Source organism: Ensifer soli, assembly GCF_041928815.1.
Classification (GTDB): Bacteria; Pseudomonadota; Alphaproteobacteria; order Rhizobiales; family Rhizobiaceae; genus JBHFEI01.
Genome location: NZ_JBHFEI010000008.1, coordinates 35,930 through 53,796, shown reverse-complemented (window position 1 = coordinate 53,796; position 17,867 = coordinate 35,930). Strand labels below are relative to the sequence as shown.

The following is a 17,867-nucleotide window of genomic DNA, read 5'->3' as shown; positions in this document are numbered from 1 at the left end:
TTTGGCGCATGTCTTTCGCTTGAAGTGAAGGCCGTGTGTGACGTTAGCAGTCGAGGGTGTCGAGCATCTCGCGCGGCGTCCGGGGGGAATAGCGTCTCCCCCGCGAAACATTTCGTTGAAGAGGATGGTATAGCCGTGAGCGAAACCGAGACCACCAGCCAAGCCCATGGCGAGCCCACTCGCCGCGATTTCCTCTACCTGACGACGGGGATGGCTGCCGCCGTTGGCGCCGCGTCCGTTGCCTGGCCGTTCATCGACCAGATGCGGCCGGATGCGTCGACGCTCGCGCTCGCCTCGATCGAGGTCGACGTCTCGAGCCTGCAGCCGGGGATGTCGCTGACGGCGAAGTGGCGCGGCAAGCCGATCTTCATCCGCAACCGGACGGAAAAGGAAATCGAGGAAGCCAATGCCGTGGCGCTGTCGGATCTCAAGGATCCCGTCGCGCGCAACAGCAATCTTCCGGCGGACGCCCAGGCGACCGACGTCGACCGGTCCGCGGGCAAGGACAAGGAAAACTGGATCGTCATGATCGGCTCCTGCACCCATCTGGGCTGCGTGCCGCTCGGGCAGGCGGGCGAATTCGGCGGCTGGTTCTGTCCCTGCCACGGCTCGCATTACGATACGGCCGGCCGTATCCGTAAGGGCCCCGCTCCCCAGAACCTGGCGATCCCGACCTTTTCGTTCGTATCCGATACAGTGATCAAGATCGGTTGAGGGGAAAACTGATTATGAGTGCCGAACATTCGACCTATACGCCTTCGACCGGCATCGAGAAATGGGTGGACTCCCGCCTGCCGCTGCCGCGGCTGATCCATGACAGCTTCATCTCCTATCCGGTGCCGCGCAACCTGAACTATGCCTATACGTTCGGGGCCATGCTGTCGGTGATGCTGATCGTGCAGATCGTCACCGGCGTCGTCCTCGCCATGCATTACGCGGCCGAGACGACCGTCGCCTTCAATTCCGTCGAGAAGATCATGCGCGACGTCAACCACGGCTGGCTGCTGCGCTACATGCATGCCAACGGGGCGTCCTTCTTCTTCATCGCGGTCTACCTGCATATCGGCCGCGGCCTCTATTACGGCTCCTACAAGGCGCCGCGCGAGATCCTCTGGATCCTCGGCGTCGTCATCTACCTCCTGATGATGGCGACCGGCTTCATGGGCTATGTCCTGCCCTGGGGGCAGATGTCCTTCTGGGGCGCGACCGTCATCACCGGCTTCTTCACCGCCTTTCCGGGCATCGGCGAGCCGGTCCAGCAGCTGCTCCTCGGCGGTTTCGCCGTCGACAACCCGACGCTGAACCGCTTCTTCGCGCTGCACTACCTGCTGCCCTTCATGATCGCCGGCGTCGTCGTCCTGCACATCTGGGCGCTGCACGTCACCGGCCAGACCAACCCGACCGGCGTCGAGGTGAAGTCGAAGACCGACACCGTTCCCTTCACGCCCTATGCGACGCTGAAGGATGCGCTCGGCGTCTCGGTCTTCCTGATCGTCTATGCCTGGTTCATCTTCTACATGCCGAACTATCTCGGCCATCCGGACAACTACATCCCGGCCGATGCCCTGAAGACGCCCGCCCACATCGTTCCGGAATGGTACTACCTGCCGTTCTACGCGATGCTGCGCGCCATCACCTTCAACATCTGGTTCATCGACTCCAAGCTCGGCGGCGTGCTGGTGATGTTCGGCGCGATCATCGTGCTGTTCTTCCTGCCCTGGCTCGATACGTCGAAGGTGCGCTCGGCCGTCTATCGTCCGTGGTACAAGCTGTTCTTCTGGATCTTCGTCGCCAATGCGATCATGCTCGGCTGGCTCGGCGCCCAGCCGGCGGAAGGCATCTACGTCGTCATGTCGCAGCTCGGCACACTCTATTACTTCGGCTTCTTCCTCGTGCTCATGCCCGTCCTCGGTCTCGTCGAGACGCCGAAGCGGCTGCCCGGCTCGATCACCGAAGCGGTGCTGGCAAAGAGCGGCAAGGCCGCTCCGGCAAAAGCGTGAACGGGCGACAGAGAGGTCAAAAGAACATGAAGAAGCTTGTCGCAGGCATCCTGTCGCTCGCAATGATCGCCGGCCTCGGCATGGGCGTCGCCCGTGCCGCGGAGGAAGGCGAGGGCGCCACGCCGCACTACCCGATCCACCATCCGAAGCATGTCGACTGGTCCTTCGCCGGACCGTTCGGAAAATACGACAAGGGCCAGCTCCAGCGCGGCCTCAAGGTCTACACGGAAGTCTGTGCCGCCTGTCACTCGATGAACCTCGTGCCGTTCCGCACGCTCGAGGCTCTCGGCTACAGCGAGGCGCAGGTGAAGACCTTCGCCGCGAATTACGAGGTCCAGGACGGCCCGAACGCCGACGGCGAGATGTTCACACGCAAGGCGGTCCCATCGGACCACTTCCCGTCGCCCTTTGCCAACCACGAGGCCGCCGCCGCCGCCAACAACGGCGCCGCCCCGCCGGACATGTCGCTGCTGGCGAAGGCGCGCGGCATCACCCGCGGCTTCCCGCAGTTCGTCTTCGACATCTTCACGCAGTATCAGGAAGGCGGGCCGGACTATATCTACTCGCTCCTGACCGGATACCAGGATCCGCCGGAAGGTGTGCAGGTGGCGGAAGGGACGCATTACAATCCCTATTTCGCCAATGCCGCGGCGCTCGCGATGGCTCCGCCGCTCGGCGACGACCAGGTGACCTATGACGACGGCGCGCCGCAGACGCTCGACCAGTATGCCAAGGACGTCTCCGCCTTCCTGATGTGGGCAGCCGAGCCGCATCTGGAGGAGCGCAAGCGGACCGGCTTCATGGTCATGGTCTTCCTGGTGATCTTCACCATCCTTCTCTACCTGACGAAGAAGTCGATCTACGCCCGCAAGGAGCACTGATCCCTCGCAGGCGAAGGCAGACATTCAGAAAGGCCGCATCGGAGACGATGCGGCCTTTTTCCGTCTCAGTAGGATCTCGGACATGAAAAAACCCGGCCGCGAGGCCGGGTTCCGCAGAGGTCAGGGAAGGCGCGCTGCTCACGCGGCCATCGCCGCCTTCAGGTTCTCGTCGATCTTGTCGAGGAAGCCGGTGGTGGAAAGCCACGGCTGGTCGGGGCCGATCAGCAGCGCCAGGTCCTTGGTCATGAAACCGGCTTCGACCGTCTCGATGCAGACCCGCTCCAGCGTATCGGCGAACTTTGCCAGCTCCGCATTGTCGTCGAGCTTGGCGCGGTGGGCGAGGCCACGGGTCCAGGCGAAGATCGAGGCGATCGAGTTGGTCGAGGTCTGCTCGCCCTTCTGGTGCTGGCGGTAGTGGCGCGTCACCGTGCCATGCGCGGCTTCGGCCTCGACGGTCCTGCCGTCCGGCGTCATCAGCACCGAGGTCATCAGGCCGAGCGAGCCGAAGCCCTGGGCGACGATGTCGGACTGGACGTCGCCGTCATAGTTCTTGCAGGCCCAGACGTAACCGCCCGACCACTTCAGCGCCGAGGCGACCATGTCGTCGATCAGGCGATGTTCGTACCAGAGCTTGGCTTCCTTGAACTTTTCGGCGAATTCCTCGTCATACACCTTCTGGAACAGGTCCTTGAAGCGGCCGTCATAGGCTTTGAGGATGGTGTTCTTGGTCGAGAGATAGACCGGAACCTGGCGCTGCAGGCCGTAGTTCAGCGAGGCGCGGGCGAATTCGGTGATCGATTCGTCGAGATTGTACATGGCGAGCGCCACGCCGGCGCCGGGCGCGTCATAGACGTCGTGCTCGATCGTCTGACCGTCGTCGCCGACGAACTTGATCGAGAGCTTGCCCTTGCCGGGGAACTTGAAATCGGTGGCGCGGTACTGGTCGCCGAAGGCGTGGCGGCCGACGATGATCGGCTTGGTCCAGCCCGGAACGAGGCGGGGCACGTTCTTGCAGATGATCGGCTCGCGGAAGATGACGCCGCCGAGGATGTTGCGGATCGTGCCGTTCGGCGACTTCCACATCTTCTTCAGGTTGAATTCCTCGACGCGGGCCTCGTCCGGCGTGATCGTCGCGCATTTGACGCCGACGCCGTGCTTCTTGATCGCGTTGGCGGCATCGATCGTCACCTGGTCGCCGGTGGCGTCGCGGTTCTCGACGGAAAGGTCGTAATATTCGAGGTCGACATCGAGATAGGGATGGATCAGCTTGTCCTTGATGAACTGCCAGATGATGCGCGTCATCTCGTCGCCGTCGAGCTCGACGACGGGGTTGGCGACCTTGATCTTGACCATGGAAACCTCGTTGGGTCTGTGGGGGCCGGGCGCCCCCGTGGCGGGAAAACTGCGATCGTTGCGGCTATAGCATCCACGGCCGGCAAGGCAAAGCGCGGGGGCCATGAAACTTAAGGCGGGGTCCGATTGTTTTCGCCGCGATTGCAAGCATATGCGGGTGTCGCCGACCATCGCTGCGACGCCCGGATTGCCGGCCGGCGGGGCTGCGTGCTAGGCCGGGCGGCGGGCAATGCGCGGCAGCGCGCCGGCCGTCGGTGAAAGGCGGGAACGTGACGATACGGCGACTGCGCGACTGGCTTCTGGCGAACGATCCGGCCTTTTCGCGCGTGCGCATGGCCGGCCGGGTGACGGTCACCATCCTCGTCACGCTCGCCATGCTTGCCGCGATGGCGCAGGTCTGGGCGCTGCCGCCCGCAGCCTACGGACTTGCGATCACGCTGGCGATCCAGAGCGGCCTTTCGGTGCGCGACCTCGGGCCGGCGCGCCAGTTCGTCACGCGGCTGATCGGTTGCGGCGCGGCGCTCGTGATCGTGACGCTCGCCGCCCTGCTCGAGCCCTACCGTATGGTCTCCGACCTTGTCTTTCTCGCGGTCGTCTTCGCCGCCAGCTTCGCCCGGTCCTACGGCCCGCGCTGGATGGCGGTCGGCATGTTCGCCTTCATGTCCTATTTCATCGGCGCCTACCTGCATCCGTCGCCGGATCAGATTCCGGCGGTTGCGGCCGGTGTCCTGACGGCCGCCCTCGTTGCCCATCTGGTGTCCACCGTCATCCTGCCGGATCGCTGGCAGCGGGATCTTTCCCGCACGCTCGTCGCCCTCGATGCGCGGATCGGCGGCATTCTCGACGATCTCGCCGCCATCTCGGCAACGGGAGAGGTGCCGCCGGCGCGGCGCCGGCAGGTGATGGCCCGCGTCTCTCACTTCAAGGATGCGATGCTGATGGCCGAAAGCCTGCTGCCGCGTCCCGCAAGCGAGGCACCGGCCGGGGATGATCCGGCGCTGCGGCTGACGCTGGCGCTGTTCGATCTGCATCTTGCGGTCGAAAGCGCCGCCGTCCTCGGCCTTCAGTCCCCGCCGCAGCCGGCCATGCTCGATGCGGTGCGCGGCCGCGACGGCGCGGCTTTGGCGCGGCTTGCGGAAGCGATGCCGCCGGGACCTGCGGCCGAGACCGCCGGCAGCCTCGTCTGGCTCGACCGTGCCCGGCGCGCGGTGACGCAGGACGTCGCCGCCGTCCTCTCCGCCGAAGGATTGAGGCCGCCGGCGCCGCCGGTTCCGCCCGCGCCCTCCGGCGGCCGCATCTCGCTGGACGCGCCCGCGATGCGCAGCGCGATCCAGATCACGCTCGCCGCCGCCGTCGCCATGGTTTTCGGCCTGATGCTGTCGCGCGAGCGCTGGTTCTGGGCGGTGCTGTCGGCCTTCCTCGTCTTCACCAACACCCGCTCGCGCGGCGACACGATGCTGCGCGCGCTCCAGCGCTCGGGCGGCACGCTGCTCGGGCTCGTCGCCGGCGTCGGTGTTGCCGCCCTTCTCTCCGGTCACGTCGCGATCTCGGCGCTCGTCGCCCTGTCGTGCATCTTTCTCGCCTTCTATATGCTGCAGGTCTCCTATGCGGCGATGACCTTTTTCGTGTCCATCGTGCTCGCGCTCGCCTACGGAATGATGGGGGTGCTGACCCCCGGACTGATGGTGCTGCGGCTGGAGGAGACGCTGATCGGTTCGGCCGCCGGGATGGCCGTCGCTTTCCTGGTGTTCCCGACCCGCACGCGCGCGACCCTCGATGCGGCGCTGACCGGCTGGTACGACGCGATGGATGCGCTGCTGTCAGCCGGTCCGCGGGACGGCGTTTCCGCGCTGGCGGAGGCCCAGGCGCTGGCGCAGGCCCAGGCGCTGGAGCGCGCCTACCGCGACGTCGCCGCCGCCGCCCGCCCGCTCGGCTCCTCCTGGCAGGTGGTCACCCGGCCCGGACATGTCCGGCAGACGCTTGCGCTGATGATGGCCGCAACCTACTGGGCGAAGATGGCCGTGCAGGGCGCCGGCGGGGATAGCCCGGACCCGGCGGCGCTCGACGGGGCGAAGGCGCGCCTTGCGGCGTTGCGCGCGAGCGGATCGGAATGCTTCTACGTGCCGCGCCCGGTGCGCAGCGTGACGCGGCGGCATCTGCCGCTCTCGGAACGCAAGGCCGCGCTGGCCCTGGAGATGGTCGGCCTGCTGCTCGACCGGCTGAAGCCCGTCACGCCGGGCTGATCCGTCTTTTCAACGCCCGGCATTTGTGCGAGGGAGTCGGCTTTCAAATCGACACCGGACAGGACGGCATGGCAGGAACCAACAGCGAGCGGCCCTTGTTGGCGGAGGGGCCGGCGATCATTCTCGTTCACCCCCAGCTCGGCGAGAATATCGGCATGGTCGCCCGTGCCATGGCCAATTTCGGCCTCGGCGAGCTGCGCCTTGTCAATCCGCGCGACGGCTGGCCGAGCGAGAAGGCGCGCTCCGCCGCAAGCCGGGCCGACCATGTCATCGACGGTGCGAAGGTCTATGACAGTCTGGAGGCGGCGATCGCCGACCTCAACTTCGTCTATGCGACGACGGCGCGCGACCGCTACGGTTACAAGCCGGTGCGCGGTCCGGAAGTCGCCGTCCGCACCCTGCGCGGCCGGTTCGGCGCCGGCGAGGCGACCGGCATCCTGTTCGGCCGCGAGCGCACCGGCCTCACCAACGAAGAGATCGCGCTCGCCGACGAGATCGTCACCTTTCCGGTCAACCCGGCATTCGCCTCGCTGAACCTCGCCCAGGCCGTGCTGCTGATGTCCTACGAATGGCTGAAGAGCGGCATGGCCTCGCCGGAGGAGACCGCGTTCCAGGCGCTTCCCCAGCGTGCCGCCACGAAGGAGGATCTGCAGGGCCTGTTCGATCATGTCGAGGAGGCGCTCGACGCGCGCGGCTATTTCCGCGTGGCGGAGAAGAAGCCGAAGCTGGTCGAGAACCTGCGCACCGTGCTGACCCGCCCGGCCTTCACCGAACAGGAGATCCGGCTGCTGCGCGGCGTCGTCTCGGTGCTCGACCGCTTTACCCGCGACGTGCCGCGCGGTGCGGGCGCCCCGGAGGGCGGGCGGTCCGGCCGTCCGGCGGGAGAGGGCGATGACGGCTGAGCCCAAGCCGATCCTCGTCTTCGACAGCGGCATCGGCGGGCTGACGGTCCTGCGTGAACTGCGCGTGCTGATCCCCGAGCGGCACTTCATCTACGTCGCCGACGATGCCGGCTTTCCCTATGGCGGCTGGGGCGAGGCGGAGCTCAATGCGCGGGTCGTCGATCTCTTCGGCGTTCTTCTCCAGGCCCATGATCCCGAGGTTTGCGTGATTGCCTGCAACACCGCCTTCACCGTCGCCGGCGCGGCGCTGCGTGCCGCCTATCCGCAGATGCGATTCGTCGGCACGGTGCCGGCGATCAAGCCCGCGGCCGAGCGCACCCGCTCCGGCCTCGTCTCGGTGCTGGCGACGCCGGGCACGGTGCGCCGCGCCTATACCCGCGAGCTGATCCAGTCCTTCGCCTCGCAATGCGATGTCTGCCTCGTCGGCTCGCATCGGCTGGCGCGGATGGCCGAGGCCTATATCCGCGGCGAGACGATTGCCGACGACGATATCCGCGCGGAGATCGGCGGCTGCTTCGTCGAGGAGGGCGGGCGAAGGACGGACATCGTCGTGCTCGCCTGCACCCATTATCCCTTCCTCGCCAATGTGTTCCGCCGCCTGGCGCCCTGGCCGGTCGACTGGATCGACCCCGCGGAGGCGATCGCGCGGCGTGCCCGCTCGCTGGTGACGCTGCCGGCGACGTTCACGCCGATCAGCGGCCCCGACCCGGCGATCTTCACCTCGGGCCATCCCGACTTCACCACGCGCCGGCTGATGCAGGGCTTCGGCTTGACGGCGTGAGACGCCGCGATACCTTCTCGGGCGCGGAACCGAAGGAGGCGCGCATGCTGAGCAGACGATGCCATTGCGGGGATACGGTCTTCGAGGTGGACGGCGATCTGCCGGCCGCGCTGACGCGCTGCACCTGCAGCTTCTGCTCGAAGGCCGGCGTGTTGCGGGCCTATTACAGGCCGGAGCAGCTTCGCCTGACCGGGACGGCCGCCCATGACAGGATCTATCGCTGGCAGAGCGGACTCCTGGCGCATCACTTCTGCGGCCGCTGCGGTTGCACCACCTTCACCGACAGCCCCGCCTTCGAGATGGACGGATCCTGGGACGGCGCGACGCGGCAGGTCAGCATCAATGCCCGCCTCGTCGATGGCATCGAGGCCGCCGATCTTCCGGTCGAGGTCATCGACGGCAAGACCCTCTGGTAGGGAAGCCGCGCAATCGCCTGTGGGTTAAGCGATTGCATCGGAGAAACCGGCGGCCGTGTCTGATAAAGACGGTCTGCCAGACGCGGGGAGCGACGGCCGGGGCGGTCGCCCTTTCATTTGAAGGCATGGGGGTTCGCAGACGGTGAAGGTCGGCATCGACATGGGAACGACGTCCGAGGGATCGGCCGCATCGCTCGATATCGAGGAACTGCTGGCGACGCGGCTGCTGGTGCAGGGCAATTCCGGCTCGGGCAAGTCGCATCTCCTGCGCCGCCTGCTGGAACAGTCGGCGCGCTGGGTGCAGCAATGCATCGTCGACCCCGAGGGCGATTTCGTCACGCTCGCCGACCGCTACGGCCATGTCGTCATCGACGGCGAGCGCACCGACCAGGAACTGACCGGCATCGCTTCGCGCGTGCGCCAGCATCGCGTCTCCTGCGTGCTGTCGCTCGAAGGCCAGGATGCCGAACAGCAGATGCGCAGTGCCGGCATTTTCCTCAACGCCCTTTTCGACGCGGACCGCGACCACTGGTATCCGATGCTGGTCGTCGTCGACGAGGCGCAGCTTTTCGCACCGTCGGCGAGCGGCGACGTGGCGGAGGAGGTGCGCCGTCTGTCGCTCGGCGCCATGACCAACCTGATGTGCCGCGGCCGCAAGCGCGGCCTTGCCGGCGTCATCGCCACGCAGCGCCTAGCGAAGCTCGCCAAGAACGTCGCGGCGGAGGCCTCGAACTTCCTGATGGGCCGCACCTTCCTCGACATCGACATGGCGCGCGCCGCCGACCTTCTCGGCATGGACCGCCGCACCTCGGAGATGTTTCGCGACCTGAAGCGGGGTTCCTTCGTCGCGCTCGGCCCGGCTCTGTCGCGTCGGCCGCTGAAGGTGACCATCGGCCCGGTCGAGACCTCGGCCCGATCGACCAGCCCGATGCTGATGCCGTTGCCGGACGCGGTCGAGGATGTCGATGCGCTGATCTTCAGCGCCGATCCCGAGGATGCCATGCGGCCGGCCCGCAGGATCGCGCCGCAGCCGCGTCCCGCCACGGACATTCTCGCGGAACTTTCCCGGCCGGCGCCGGAGCCGGCCCTGCCGGCCGCACCCCGTCTCCAGAAGCCGGACATGTCCGAGGAGGAGCGCGAGGCGGCGATCGGGGAGGTGCTGGAGGCGATCCATGCGGCCTCCGACGGCGGCTTCGCCACCGATGCGGCGCTTTACCAGGATTTCCTCGTGCGGCTGCGCATGCGCCGTCTGCCGGGCACGCCGCCGCCGCTCGCCGATTTCCGCCGCCGGCTCGCGATCGCCCGGTCCGGCGTCGATGCCGAAACGGCGGCCGGCGAGGGCTGGGCGAAGGCGCTCGATCTCATGGGCGGGGTCAGCGAGGATCTGCAGGCGATCTTCCTGCGTCTCGCTGTCGGCGCGCTCACCGGCGCGCCCTGTCCTTCCGACATGGCGCTCGCGCGCGCCTACGGCACCCACTCCGCCCGTCGCGCCCGCCGCTTTCTCGGCTATTTCGAGGAGCAGGGCCTGATCGTGCTGCGCACGACCGGCTTCGGCCTGCGCATCGTCGCCTTCCCCGATCTCGGTTGCGAGACGGCGGCGGGCGACCCGAATGCGCCCGGCGATGCGGCACCGGCGGCAGCCGCGGCCGAATAGCGATGTTCGCCCGGCCCGCCGTTGACAATTCCGTCATCTTTGCCTAAAGACCCGCCCAGCGCCGGGCGGAAACGCCCGGTGTTTTATTTGACATGTCCCGTGACGTCCCCGGCCTGCGTGATCGCGGGACGTCTGTCAGGCCTCAAGAAGGGGCCAGAGGAGGGCGTGTTTCCTGAAACCGGCCCGGTAACGGGCCGACAAGAACAAAGAAGGGAAATGCGATGAGCAAGCGCGAATCGTCCAAGTACAAGATCGACCGCCGCATGGGCGAAAACATCTGGGGCCGTCCGAAGTCCCCGGTGAACCGCCGCGAATACGGTCCGGGCCAGCACGGCCAGCGCCGCAAGTCCAAGCTCTCCGACTTCGGCGTTCAGCTGCGCGCCAAGCAGAAGCTTAAGGGCTATTACGGCGATCTCCGCGAAAAGCAGTTCCGCGCCATCTTCGCCGAGGCCGACCGCCGCAAGGGCGACACGTCGGAGAACCTGATCGGCCTGCTCGAGTCGCGCCTCGACGCCATCGTCTATCGCGCCAAGTTCGTGCCGACGGTCTTCGCCGCCCGCCAGTTCGTCAATCACGGCCATGTCACGGTCAACGGCGTGCGCGTCAACATCGGTTCCTATCGCTGCAAGGCCGGTGACGTCATCGCCGTGCGCGAGAAGTCCCGCCAACTCGTGTCCGTCCTCGAAGCCGTCCAGCTCGCCGAGCGCGACGTTCCGGACTATATCGAAGCCGACCACAACAAGATGACCGCGACCTTCGCGCGCGTTCCCGGCCTCTCCGACGTCCCCTATCCGGTCGTCATGGAGCCGCACCTCGTCGTCGAATTCTATTCGCGCTGATCCGTTTCGGATCCCTGACGGTCCGGACAACAAAAACCCCGCAGGAGACTGCGGGGTTTTTTGTCGTCCGGATCCGGCCTTCGTCAGTGCTGGTGCACGATCTTCGGCTTGTAGTGGCCGGCATCGGCGCCGGGATCAAAGAAGGCATCGACCTTGGCGTGACGCACGGGAAGGCCGCTTTCGTCGGAAACGAGGTTCTGTTCCGAGACGTAGGCGATGTATTCGTTCTCGTCGTTCTCCGCCAGAAGATGGTAGAACGGCTGGTCCCTGGAGGGGCGCAGGTTTTCCGGAATCGAATTCCACCATTCCTCCGTATTCGAATATTCAGGATCCACGTCGAAGATGACACCGCGGAACGGAAACATCTGATGACGCACGACCTGACCGATCTGAAATTTCGCGTGTCTTTGTTTCATGGCTGAACATCCTTTCGCCTTATCATGTGGTGGTTTTCGCCCCGACATCAAGGGCGGCCTTCGGTTCCTGCCGCTTTCCCGCCGCTGATGATCTTTCTTTGATCTTTCTTTCGTCTTCGCGGTGTCTCGACCTTTGCGAGGGGCCGGCCGCGCTTTAAATTCGGCTGACGGGTGCATCCCATCAGCCGGTCGTGTCCGGCGGGATCCGCATCCGTCATCGGCGCGGCGAGCAGCGAGGGCGGCATTTCGTGGTCAATCAGTGGGGCAGAAACAGCGGCGGCGTTCAGGCCCGTCCATCGGGGCCTGGCGGCGGTTTCCTGCTGGCGGCGGCTCTCCTCGTCGTCATCCTCGGCGGCATCGGCTATGGCTGGTATACGCGCGAGGGGCTGAACGGGCGCATCGCCGCGCTGACGGCCGAGCGGGATGACGCGCGTGAACGCCTCGTCGAGGCGGCGAAGGCCCATCAGGATCTCGAGGCACGTCTTGGCGATCTCAAGAGGAACGCCGGCGACTGGGCCGAACAGCTCGAGAAGGACTATGCCGAGCTGAAACTCAACGAATTGCCGAAGCTGACGCGCCTCCTCGACAAGCGCGACGCCGATCTCGACGCGCTGCAGAAGGAGAAGGCCGCCGTCGAGGCGCGGGCGGCGAAGGAGGCCGATGCCGCGCGCCGCGCCGAAGCGGCGCTGAAGGCGGAGGTCGCGAAAGGCGACGCCGCGCGTCGTGAGGCCGACACCGCGCGGGAAGGCGAGGCGAAAGCCTACGCGGCCGAGACGACGCAACTCCGTGACCGTCTCGCGGCAGCGGAAAGCGCCCTGGCTGCGCTTCGGGCGGGGCAGGACCGGGCAGCCGACGCCGCCGGCGCCGAAAGCCGGCAGCAGATCGACGCGCTTCGCCAGCGGGTCCGCGCGCTGGAGGCGGAGCTTGCGCAGGCCCGGCAGGCCGCGCAGGCAGACGATGCGGTGACGGATGCGAAAGCCGAGGAGGAACGCGACGCGTTGCGTGCGGAGCGCGATGCCGCGCGCGCGGCGGCGGCTGAGGCAGGCGAGGCACTGACGGCGGAGCGTTCCGCCCGGCGCGGCGTCGAGGCCGAGCGCGACGCCTTGCTGCGCGCGGCGGACACCGCCCCTGCGGGCACGACCGAGGCCCCTGCCGGGACGACCCAGGCCCCTGCCGGGACGGACGAGGCGCCCGCCGCCGACCGCGCTGCAACGCCGCGCGATCCGGCGCGGGTGGATGCGGTCCTGTCGCAGACACCCGGAATGTCCGGCCTCGCGGCCGCGGACCGGCTGCGCCTGCGCGACCGCCTGATCGAGGGCGCCTGTGTCACGCAGGCGCTGGAGAGCGTCTATGACCGGGTTCCGATCATCGTCATGCGCAACCTCATCCGCGGCCTCGAAAGCGGCTGCTGAAACAGGCGCATTGGTTGTCCGCGCCGCGTTGAATTTGCCGCGCGGACCTATAGTCTTGTCCGACGATCGACGGCAGGGGAGTTTCGCCGATGTTCAAATGCGTTGCGGCGCTGGTCGCGTTTGTTGCTCTGCTCGTTCCGGGGCTGGGGAAAGCCGCCGAGTTCGAGAAGAACATCATGACGGGCGGACCACAAGGGACCTATATCCGCATCGGCCGCGACATCGCCGATCTCGGCAAGAGCTGTGGACTGACACTGAACGTGCGAGAGACGGCGGGCTCGCTCGAGAATTTCGTCGGCGTGCGCAACCGGCGCAACACCCAGTTCGGCATCGTCCAGAACGACGTGCTCGAATACCTGAAGACCTTCGAGGCGAACGATCCGGAGGTGCAGCAGGCGGTGCGCGGCGTGCGCATCATGTTCCCGCTCTACAATGAGGAAGTGCACCTTCTGGCGCGCAGCGACATCCGGTCCGTCGCCGAGCTCGCGGGAAAGAAAGTGGCGATCGGCGTCAAGGACAGCGGCACGTTTCTGACGGCCTCGCTGATCCTCGACATCCTCCAGGTGAAGCTCGGCGAGCGCGTGCTCGTCAATCCGGATGCGGCCTTGCCGAAGCTCCAATCGGGCGAGATCGACGCGCTCTTCTATGTCGCCGGCGCCCCGGCGCCGCTCTTCCGCGACAACCGGATCGACGGCGCAAAATTCCACCTGCTGCCGATCACCGACGCGCCGCTGCTCGCCACCTACATCCGCTCGCGCATTGAGCGCGGCACCTATGATTTCCAGACGGAGCCCGTCGACCTGATCGCCGTCAAGGCGGTGATGATGACCTATGACTACGACGTCACGCGCAATGCCTACCAGCGCGAGAGCTGCAAGGCCGTCTCGGATTTCTCCAGCCTGATTCTGAACAATCTCGACCGGCTGAAGGAAAACGGCCATCCGAAATGGAAGGATGTCGATCTGACGGCCCTGCCGCCCGGCTGGCAGGTCGGCGTCTGCGTCCGCGCCGGCATGGCCCTCGACTACAGGCCGGCCTGCATCGCGCAAGGCGCGCCCGACGACGCGAGCGGCGGCAACGAGGAATATCTCGACCTCTTGAAGCAGCGCCTCAAGCAGAACTGACATTCTCCGCGTCTTGGCGCGTGTCCCGTCGGCCCCGGAACGGATGTGATGTCGGGGCGATACAGAAAACGGAGATGCTCTGTCTCGTCCCGTCGGCGGTCGCTGCGGCGGCCGTCGTCAATTCTCAATCCCTGCGGCGTGCGGCGGGCATGAAAAAAGGCGGCATCGTCGATGCCGCCTTTCGTCCGCACCTATCGGCGCGATTACGACGAGTAATACATGTCGAACTCGACCGGGTGCGGCGTCATCTCGTAGCGCATCACTTCCGCCATCTTCAGCTCGATGAAGGCGTCGATCTGGTCGTCGTCGAAGACGCCGCCGGCTGTCAGGAACTTGCGGTCGCGGTCGAGATTTTCCAGCGCCTCGCGCAGCGAACCCGAAACCGTCGGGATCTTCTTCAATTCCTTCGGCGGCAGGTCGTAGAGATCCTTGTCCATCGGCTTGCCGGGATGGATCTTGTTCTTGATGCCGTCGAGGCCGGCCATCAGCATGGCGGCAAAGCCGAGATAGGGGTTGGCCAGCGGGTCGGGGAAGCGGATCTCGATGCGCTTCGCCTTCGGGTTCGAGCCGAAGGGGATGCGGCAGGAGGCCGAGCGGTTGCGGGCCGAATAGGCGAGAAGCACCGGCGCCTCGTAGCCCGGAACCAGGCGTTTGTAGGAGTTGGTCGTCGGATTGGTGAAGGCGTTGATCGCCTTGGCATGCTTGATGATGCCGCCGATATAGTAGAGGCAGGTCTCGGAGAGGCCGGCATACTGGTCGCCGGCAAAGGTCGGCTTGCCGTCCTTCCAGATCGACTGGTGCACGTGCATGCCCGAGCCGTTGTCGCCGAAGATCGGCTTCGGCATGAAGGTCGCCGTCTTGCCATAGGCGTTGGCGACCTGGTGCACGACATATTTGTAGATCTGCACCTTGTCGGCATTGACGACCAGCGTGTCGAACTTCACGCCGAGCTCGTGCTGGGCGGCGGCCACTTCGTGGTGCTGCTTCTCGACGACGACGCCCATCTCCTTCATGACCGTCAGCATCTCGGAGCGCATGTCCTGGCAGCTGTCGATCGGCGGGACCGGGAAGTAGCCGCCCTTGACGCGCGGGCGATGGCCGAGATTGCCGGTCTCGTAGTCGGTGTCGTCGTTCGAGGGCAGTTCGGAGGAGTCGAGCTTGAAGCCGGTATTGTAGGGATCGGCCTTGTACTTGACGTCGTCGAAGACGAAGAATTCGGGCTCGGGGCCGAAGAAGGCCGTGTCGCCGATGCCCGAAGACTTCAGATAGGCTTCCGCCTTCTTCGCCGTGCCGCGCGGATCGCGGTTGTAGGCCTCGCCCGAGATCGGATCGAGGATGTCGCAGAGGATCACCATGGTCGACTGCGCGAAGAACGGATCCATGTGGACCGTCTCGACATCCGGCATCAGCACCATGTCCGAATCGTTGATCGCCTTCCAGCCGCCGATCGACGAACCGTCGAACATCACGCCATCGGCAAACATGTCCTCGTCGACACAGGAGACGTCCATGGTCACGTGGTGCAGCTTGCCCTTGGGGTCGGTAAAGCGCAGATCGACGAACTTCACGTCGTTGTCCGAGATCTGTTTCAGAATGTCGCTTGCAGTCGTCATATCCCTAGAGGTCCTTGTTTTTCTTCGCGGTTATGGCGCGTTTCACCCGGCTGGCATGCCCGGTGCGTCAGATGGCATCGATCCCCGTTTCACCGGTGCGGATACGAATGACCTCTTCTACATTGGAGACGAAAATCTTTCCATCGCCAATGCGGCCGGTCTGGGCGGCATTGCGGATCGCCTCGATCACAGCCTCGGCGTTCTCGTCCGCCAGGACAACTTCTACTTTCACCTTCGGGAGAAAGTCCACGACATATTCCGCACCGCGATAGAGCTCCGTATGGCCCTTCTGACGGCCGAAACCCTTCGCCTCCGTGACCGTGATCCCCTGCAGGCCGACTTCCTGAAGGGCTTCCTTCACTTCGTCGAGCTTGAAGGGTTTTATGATCGCTTCGATCTTTTTCATGAGAAATTGGCTCTCCGCTTCTCCCGTTAAAGCAGGAACATACCCGCCCGCCCGTGTTATGCACGTATTATGCCAGTCTACGCGCCTCCTGCCGCACTTTACACCGTTCCCATCGCCGCACCATGCGCCGGCGGCTTTTTCCGGGAAAATATTCGCTCGCCTCTGCCTAAATTTTGCGTCGACGCAGAAAAATGCTGCATTGCAGCAGTCGACTGGCCAATGACTGTGTTCACGAGCACGCTATTTAAGCATTTTTTATGAGCAAATGATGATTTAACGTGCAGTTTCCTCCGGATCCGGTGGGCCGGCGCGGCTTGCGTTTCGCCGTCTTGACGGTAGATGATGGCGCATGCGCGACACTGTTCCACCCCTCCTTTCGCCCCTCGACATGTCCGCCGTCGACCGGGCGGCCGCACAATCAGGAATTGCCGTCTCCGCGCTGATGCGGCGTGCGGGCCTTGCCGTTTGCGCGGCCGCCCTTCGCCATTTCGCCGGGGCGTCGCGGTTCGTCGTCCTCAGCGGTCCCGGCAACAATGGCGGCGACGGGTGGATCGCGGCGGCGGGGCTGCGCGACGCCGGAGCCGAGGTCGCCGTGTTCCACCTTGCCGATCCCGACCGGCTTACGGGGGCTGTGGCCGAGGCATTCCGCGCTGCCGCCATGACCTCGCGCCCGTTGACCGACTATGCACCCCTGCCGGGCGACGTGGTCGTCGATGCGGTTTTCGGCGCCGGCCTGTCCCGGGCGGTCCCTGAGGTGTTGCGGGCCGTGATTGCCCGCGTCGATGCCGCCGGCGTGCCGGTTCTGGCCGTGGACCTGCCCTCCGGCATCGACGGACGCACGGGCGCCGTTCTCGGCGCAAGCTTCCAGGCCGCGCGGACCGTGACCTTCGCCGCGCGCAAGTTCGGCCATGTGCTTCTGCCCGGGCGCTCGGCCTGCGGCGTGGTCGAGATCGCCGACATCGGCATCCCCGCGCGCATCCTCTCCGCGAACGCGTCCGCCGTTTGCGAAAACGGACCGCCTGTCTGGGCCGATGCCCTGCCGCCCGCCGCGTCAAGCGATCACAAATATCGCCGGGGGCATGTTGCCGTCCTCTCCGGCGGGGCCTGCACCACCGGAGCCGCGCGGCTTTCGGCGATGGCGTCGCTGAAGGCGGGCGCCGGGCTGGTGACGCTTGCGGGGGACGCCGGCGCGCTCGCCGTGCACGCCGCCCACGTCACCGCGATCATGCTGCGCGAGATCGCCGGCGCGCAGGATCTCGCCGGATGGATCGGCGACCGGCGGATCAACACCTTCGTGCTCGGCCCGGGTTTCGGCGACGGCGGACGGCTGCGGTCCTACGCGGCTGCGCTCTCCGATCGTCACCTCGTGCTGGATGCGGACGGGTTCACCGCCTTCGCCGGGGATCCGGCCGCCCTGTTTTCCGCCTTCGCCGAGGGGCCGGTACGGCTGGTGATGACGCCGCATGACGGCGAATTCCGGCGGCTCTTTCCCGATATCGCCGACGACCCTTCTGCCTCGAAGATCGACAAGGCCATCGCCGCCGCGCGCCGCAGCCATGGCGTGGTCGTCCTGAAGGGCGCGGACACCGTGATCGCCGCCCCGGACGGGCGCGCCGTCGTCAACGGCAACGCGCCGCCTTTTCTCGCCACCGCCGGATCGGGCGACGTGCTCGCCGGCATCATCGCCGCCCATATGGCGAACGGACTGCCGGCCTTCGAGGCGGCCGCCGCCGGCGTCTGGCGGCATGGCGCGGCAGGCAGCGCCGCGGGCGAGGGCCTGACGGCGGACAGTCTCGTCGACCATATCCCGCCGCTTCGCTGACGGCG

The 17,867-nt window shown here is 66.2% G+C and carries 16 protein-coding genes; 12 read left to right on the top strand and 4 right to left on the bottom strand.

Translation table 11 applies throughout. From position 1 onward, the window contains the following. Positions 1 to 135: 135 nt before the first annotated feature. From petA to ACEVQ6_RS13470, 3 genes are read left to right on the top strand one after another with little or no spacing between them, the layout of a single operon-like run. Positions 136 to 714 carry a ubiquinol-cytochrome c reductase iron-sulfur subunit gene (gene petA, locus ACEVQ6_RS13480; protein WP_374889510.1) on the top strand — a complete coding sequence of 193 codons (579 nt, stop codon included), beginning with the start codon at positions 136 to 138 and terminating at the stop codon, positions 712 to 714. Between the two features lie 14 nt (positions 715 to 728). Then, positions 729 to 2,000 carry a cytochrome b gene (locus ACEVQ6_RS13475; protein WP_374889509.1) on the top strand — a complete coding sequence of 424 codons (1,272 nt, stop codon included), beginning with the start codon at positions 729 to 731 and terminating at the stop codon, positions 1,998 to 2,000. A 26-nt stretch (positions 2,001 to 2,026) separates the two neighbouring features. Beyond that, positions 2,027 to 2,881: a cytochrome c1 gene (locus tag ACEVQ6_RS13470; RefSeq protein ID WP_374889508.1), complete on the top strand. Its 855-nt coding sequence runs from the start codon at positions 2,027 to 2,029 to the stop codon at positions 2,879 to 2,881. Positions 2,882 to 3,019: 138 nt separating this feature from the next. Here the strand turns inward: ACEVQ6_RS13470 and ACEVQ6_RS13465 are convergent, their stop codons facing one another. Beyond that, positions 3,020 to 4,234: an NADP-dependent isocitrate dehydrogenase gene (locus ACEVQ6_RS13465; RefSeq protein ID WP_374889507.1), complete on the bottom strand. Its 1,215-nt coding sequence runs from the start codon at positions 4,232 to 4,234 to the stop codon at positions 3,020 to 3,022. Positions 4,235 to 4,503: 269 nt separating this feature from the next. On the opposite strand from ACEVQ6_RS13465, the gene ACEVQ6_RS13460 reads away from it, so the two are divergent. The 6 genes from ACEVQ6_RS13460 to rpsD all read left to right on the top strand — a co-directional run bounded on the left by ACEVQ6_RS13460 (position 4,504) and on the right by rpsD (position 11,069). Next, positions 4,504 to 6,477, top strand: coding sequence for an FUSC family protein (locus ACEVQ6_RS13460; protein ID WP_374889506.1), 1,974 nt, complete (start codon positions 4,504 to 4,506; stop codon positions 6,475 to 6,477). Between the two features lie 68 nt (positions 6,478 to 6,545). Continuing rightward, positions 6,546 to 7,379 carry an RNA methyltransferase gene (locus ACEVQ6_RS13455; RefSeq protein WP_374889505.1) on the top strand — a complete coding sequence of 278 codons (834 nt, stop codon included), beginning with the start codon at positions 6,546 to 6,548 and terminating at the stop codon, positions 7,377 to 7,379. Further along, positions 7,369 to 8,160 carry a glutamate racemase gene (gene murI, locus ACEVQ6_RS13450; RefSeq protein WP_374889504.1) on the top strand — a complete coding sequence of 264 codons (792 nt, stop codon included), beginning with the start codon at positions 7,369 to 7,371 and terminating at the stop codon, positions 8,158 to 8,160. The genes ACEVQ6_RS13455 and murI overlap by 11 nt, the downstream gene beginning before the upstream one ends. A 44-nt stretch (positions 8,161 to 8,204) precedes the next feature. Continuing rightward, positions 8,205 to 8,576 (top strand): GFA family protein, encoded by a 372-nt coding sequence (locus tag ACEVQ6_RS13445; protein WP_374889503.1) that lies wholly within the window; start codon positions 8,205 to 8,207, stop codon positions 8,574 to 8,576. Between the two features lie 142 nt (positions 8,577 to 8,718). Next, positions 8,719 to 10,230 carry a helicase HerA domain-containing protein gene (locus ACEVQ6_RS13440; RefSeq protein ID WP_374889502.1) on the top strand — a complete coding sequence of 504 codons (1,512 nt, stop codon included), beginning with the start codon at positions 8,719 to 8,721 and terminating at the stop codon, positions 10,228 to 10,230. A 221-nt stretch (positions 10,231 to 10,451) separates the two neighbouring features. Then, positions 10,452 to 11,069, top strand: a complete 618-nt coding sequence (rpsD, locus tag ACEVQ6_RS13435) for a 30S ribosomal protein S4 (RefSeq protein ID WP_374889501.1) — start codon at positions 10,452 to 10,454, stop codon at positions 11,067 to 11,069. An 83-nt stretch (positions 11,070 to 11,152) separates the two neighbouring features. Here rpsD and hspQ read toward each other — a convergent pair whose 3' ends face one another. After that, a complete protein-coding gene (gene hspQ / locus ACEVQ6_RS13430; protein WP_374889500.1) occupies positions 11,153 to 11,485 on the bottom strand; it encodes a heat shock protein HspQ in 333 nt (110 codons plus the stop codon). A gap of 248 nt (positions 11,486 to 11,733) precedes the next feature. Between hspQ and ACEVQ6_RS13425 the strand changes: the two genes are divergently transcribed. Beyond that, entirely contained in the window at positions 11,734 to 12,897 is a 1,164-nt protein-coding gene (locus ACEVQ6_RS13425; protein WP_374889499.1) for a coiled-coil domain-containing protein, read from the top strand. Between the two features lie 89 nt (positions 12,898 to 12,986). Further along, the gene (locus tag ACEVQ6_RS13420) at positions 12,987 to 14,021 is read left to right on the top strand and encodes a TAXI family TRAP transporter solute-binding subunit (RefSeq protein ID WP_374889498.1); all 1,035 of its coding nucleotides are present in this window, start codon (positions 12,987 to 12,989) and stop codon (positions 14,019 to 14,021) included. Between the two features lie 203 nt (positions 14,022 to 14,224). Here ACEVQ6_RS13420 and glnA read toward each other — a convergent pair whose 3' ends face one another. Both glnA and ACEVQ6_RS13410 read right to left on the bottom strand, forming a co-directional pair. Next, positions 14,225 to 15,634: a type I glutamate--ammonia ligase gene (gene glnA / locus ACEVQ6_RS13415; RefSeq protein WP_374889497.1), complete on the bottom strand. Its 1,410-nt coding sequence runs from the start codon at positions 15,632 to 15,634 to the stop codon at positions 14,225 to 14,227. A gap of 67 nt (positions 15,635 to 15,701) precedes the next feature. Beyond that, the gene (locus ACEVQ6_RS13410) at positions 15,702 to 16,040 is read right to left on the bottom strand and encodes a P-II family nitrogen regulator (RefSeq protein WP_011975544.1); all 339 of its coding nucleotides are present in this window, start codon (positions 16,038 to 16,040) and stop codon (positions 15,702 to 15,704) included. A 349-nt stretch (positions 16,041 to 16,389) separates the two neighbouring features. On the opposite strand from ACEVQ6_RS13410, the gene ACEVQ6_RS13405 reads away from it, so the two are divergent. Further along, on the top strand, positions 16,390 to 17,862 hold the full coding sequence (locus ACEVQ6_RS13405; RefSeq protein ID WP_374889496.1) for an NAD(P)H-hydrate dehydratase: 1,473 nt from the start codon (positions 16,390 to 16,392) through the stop codon (positions 17,860 to 17,862). The last annotated feature ends 5 nt before the right edge of the window (positions 17,863 to 17,867 follow it).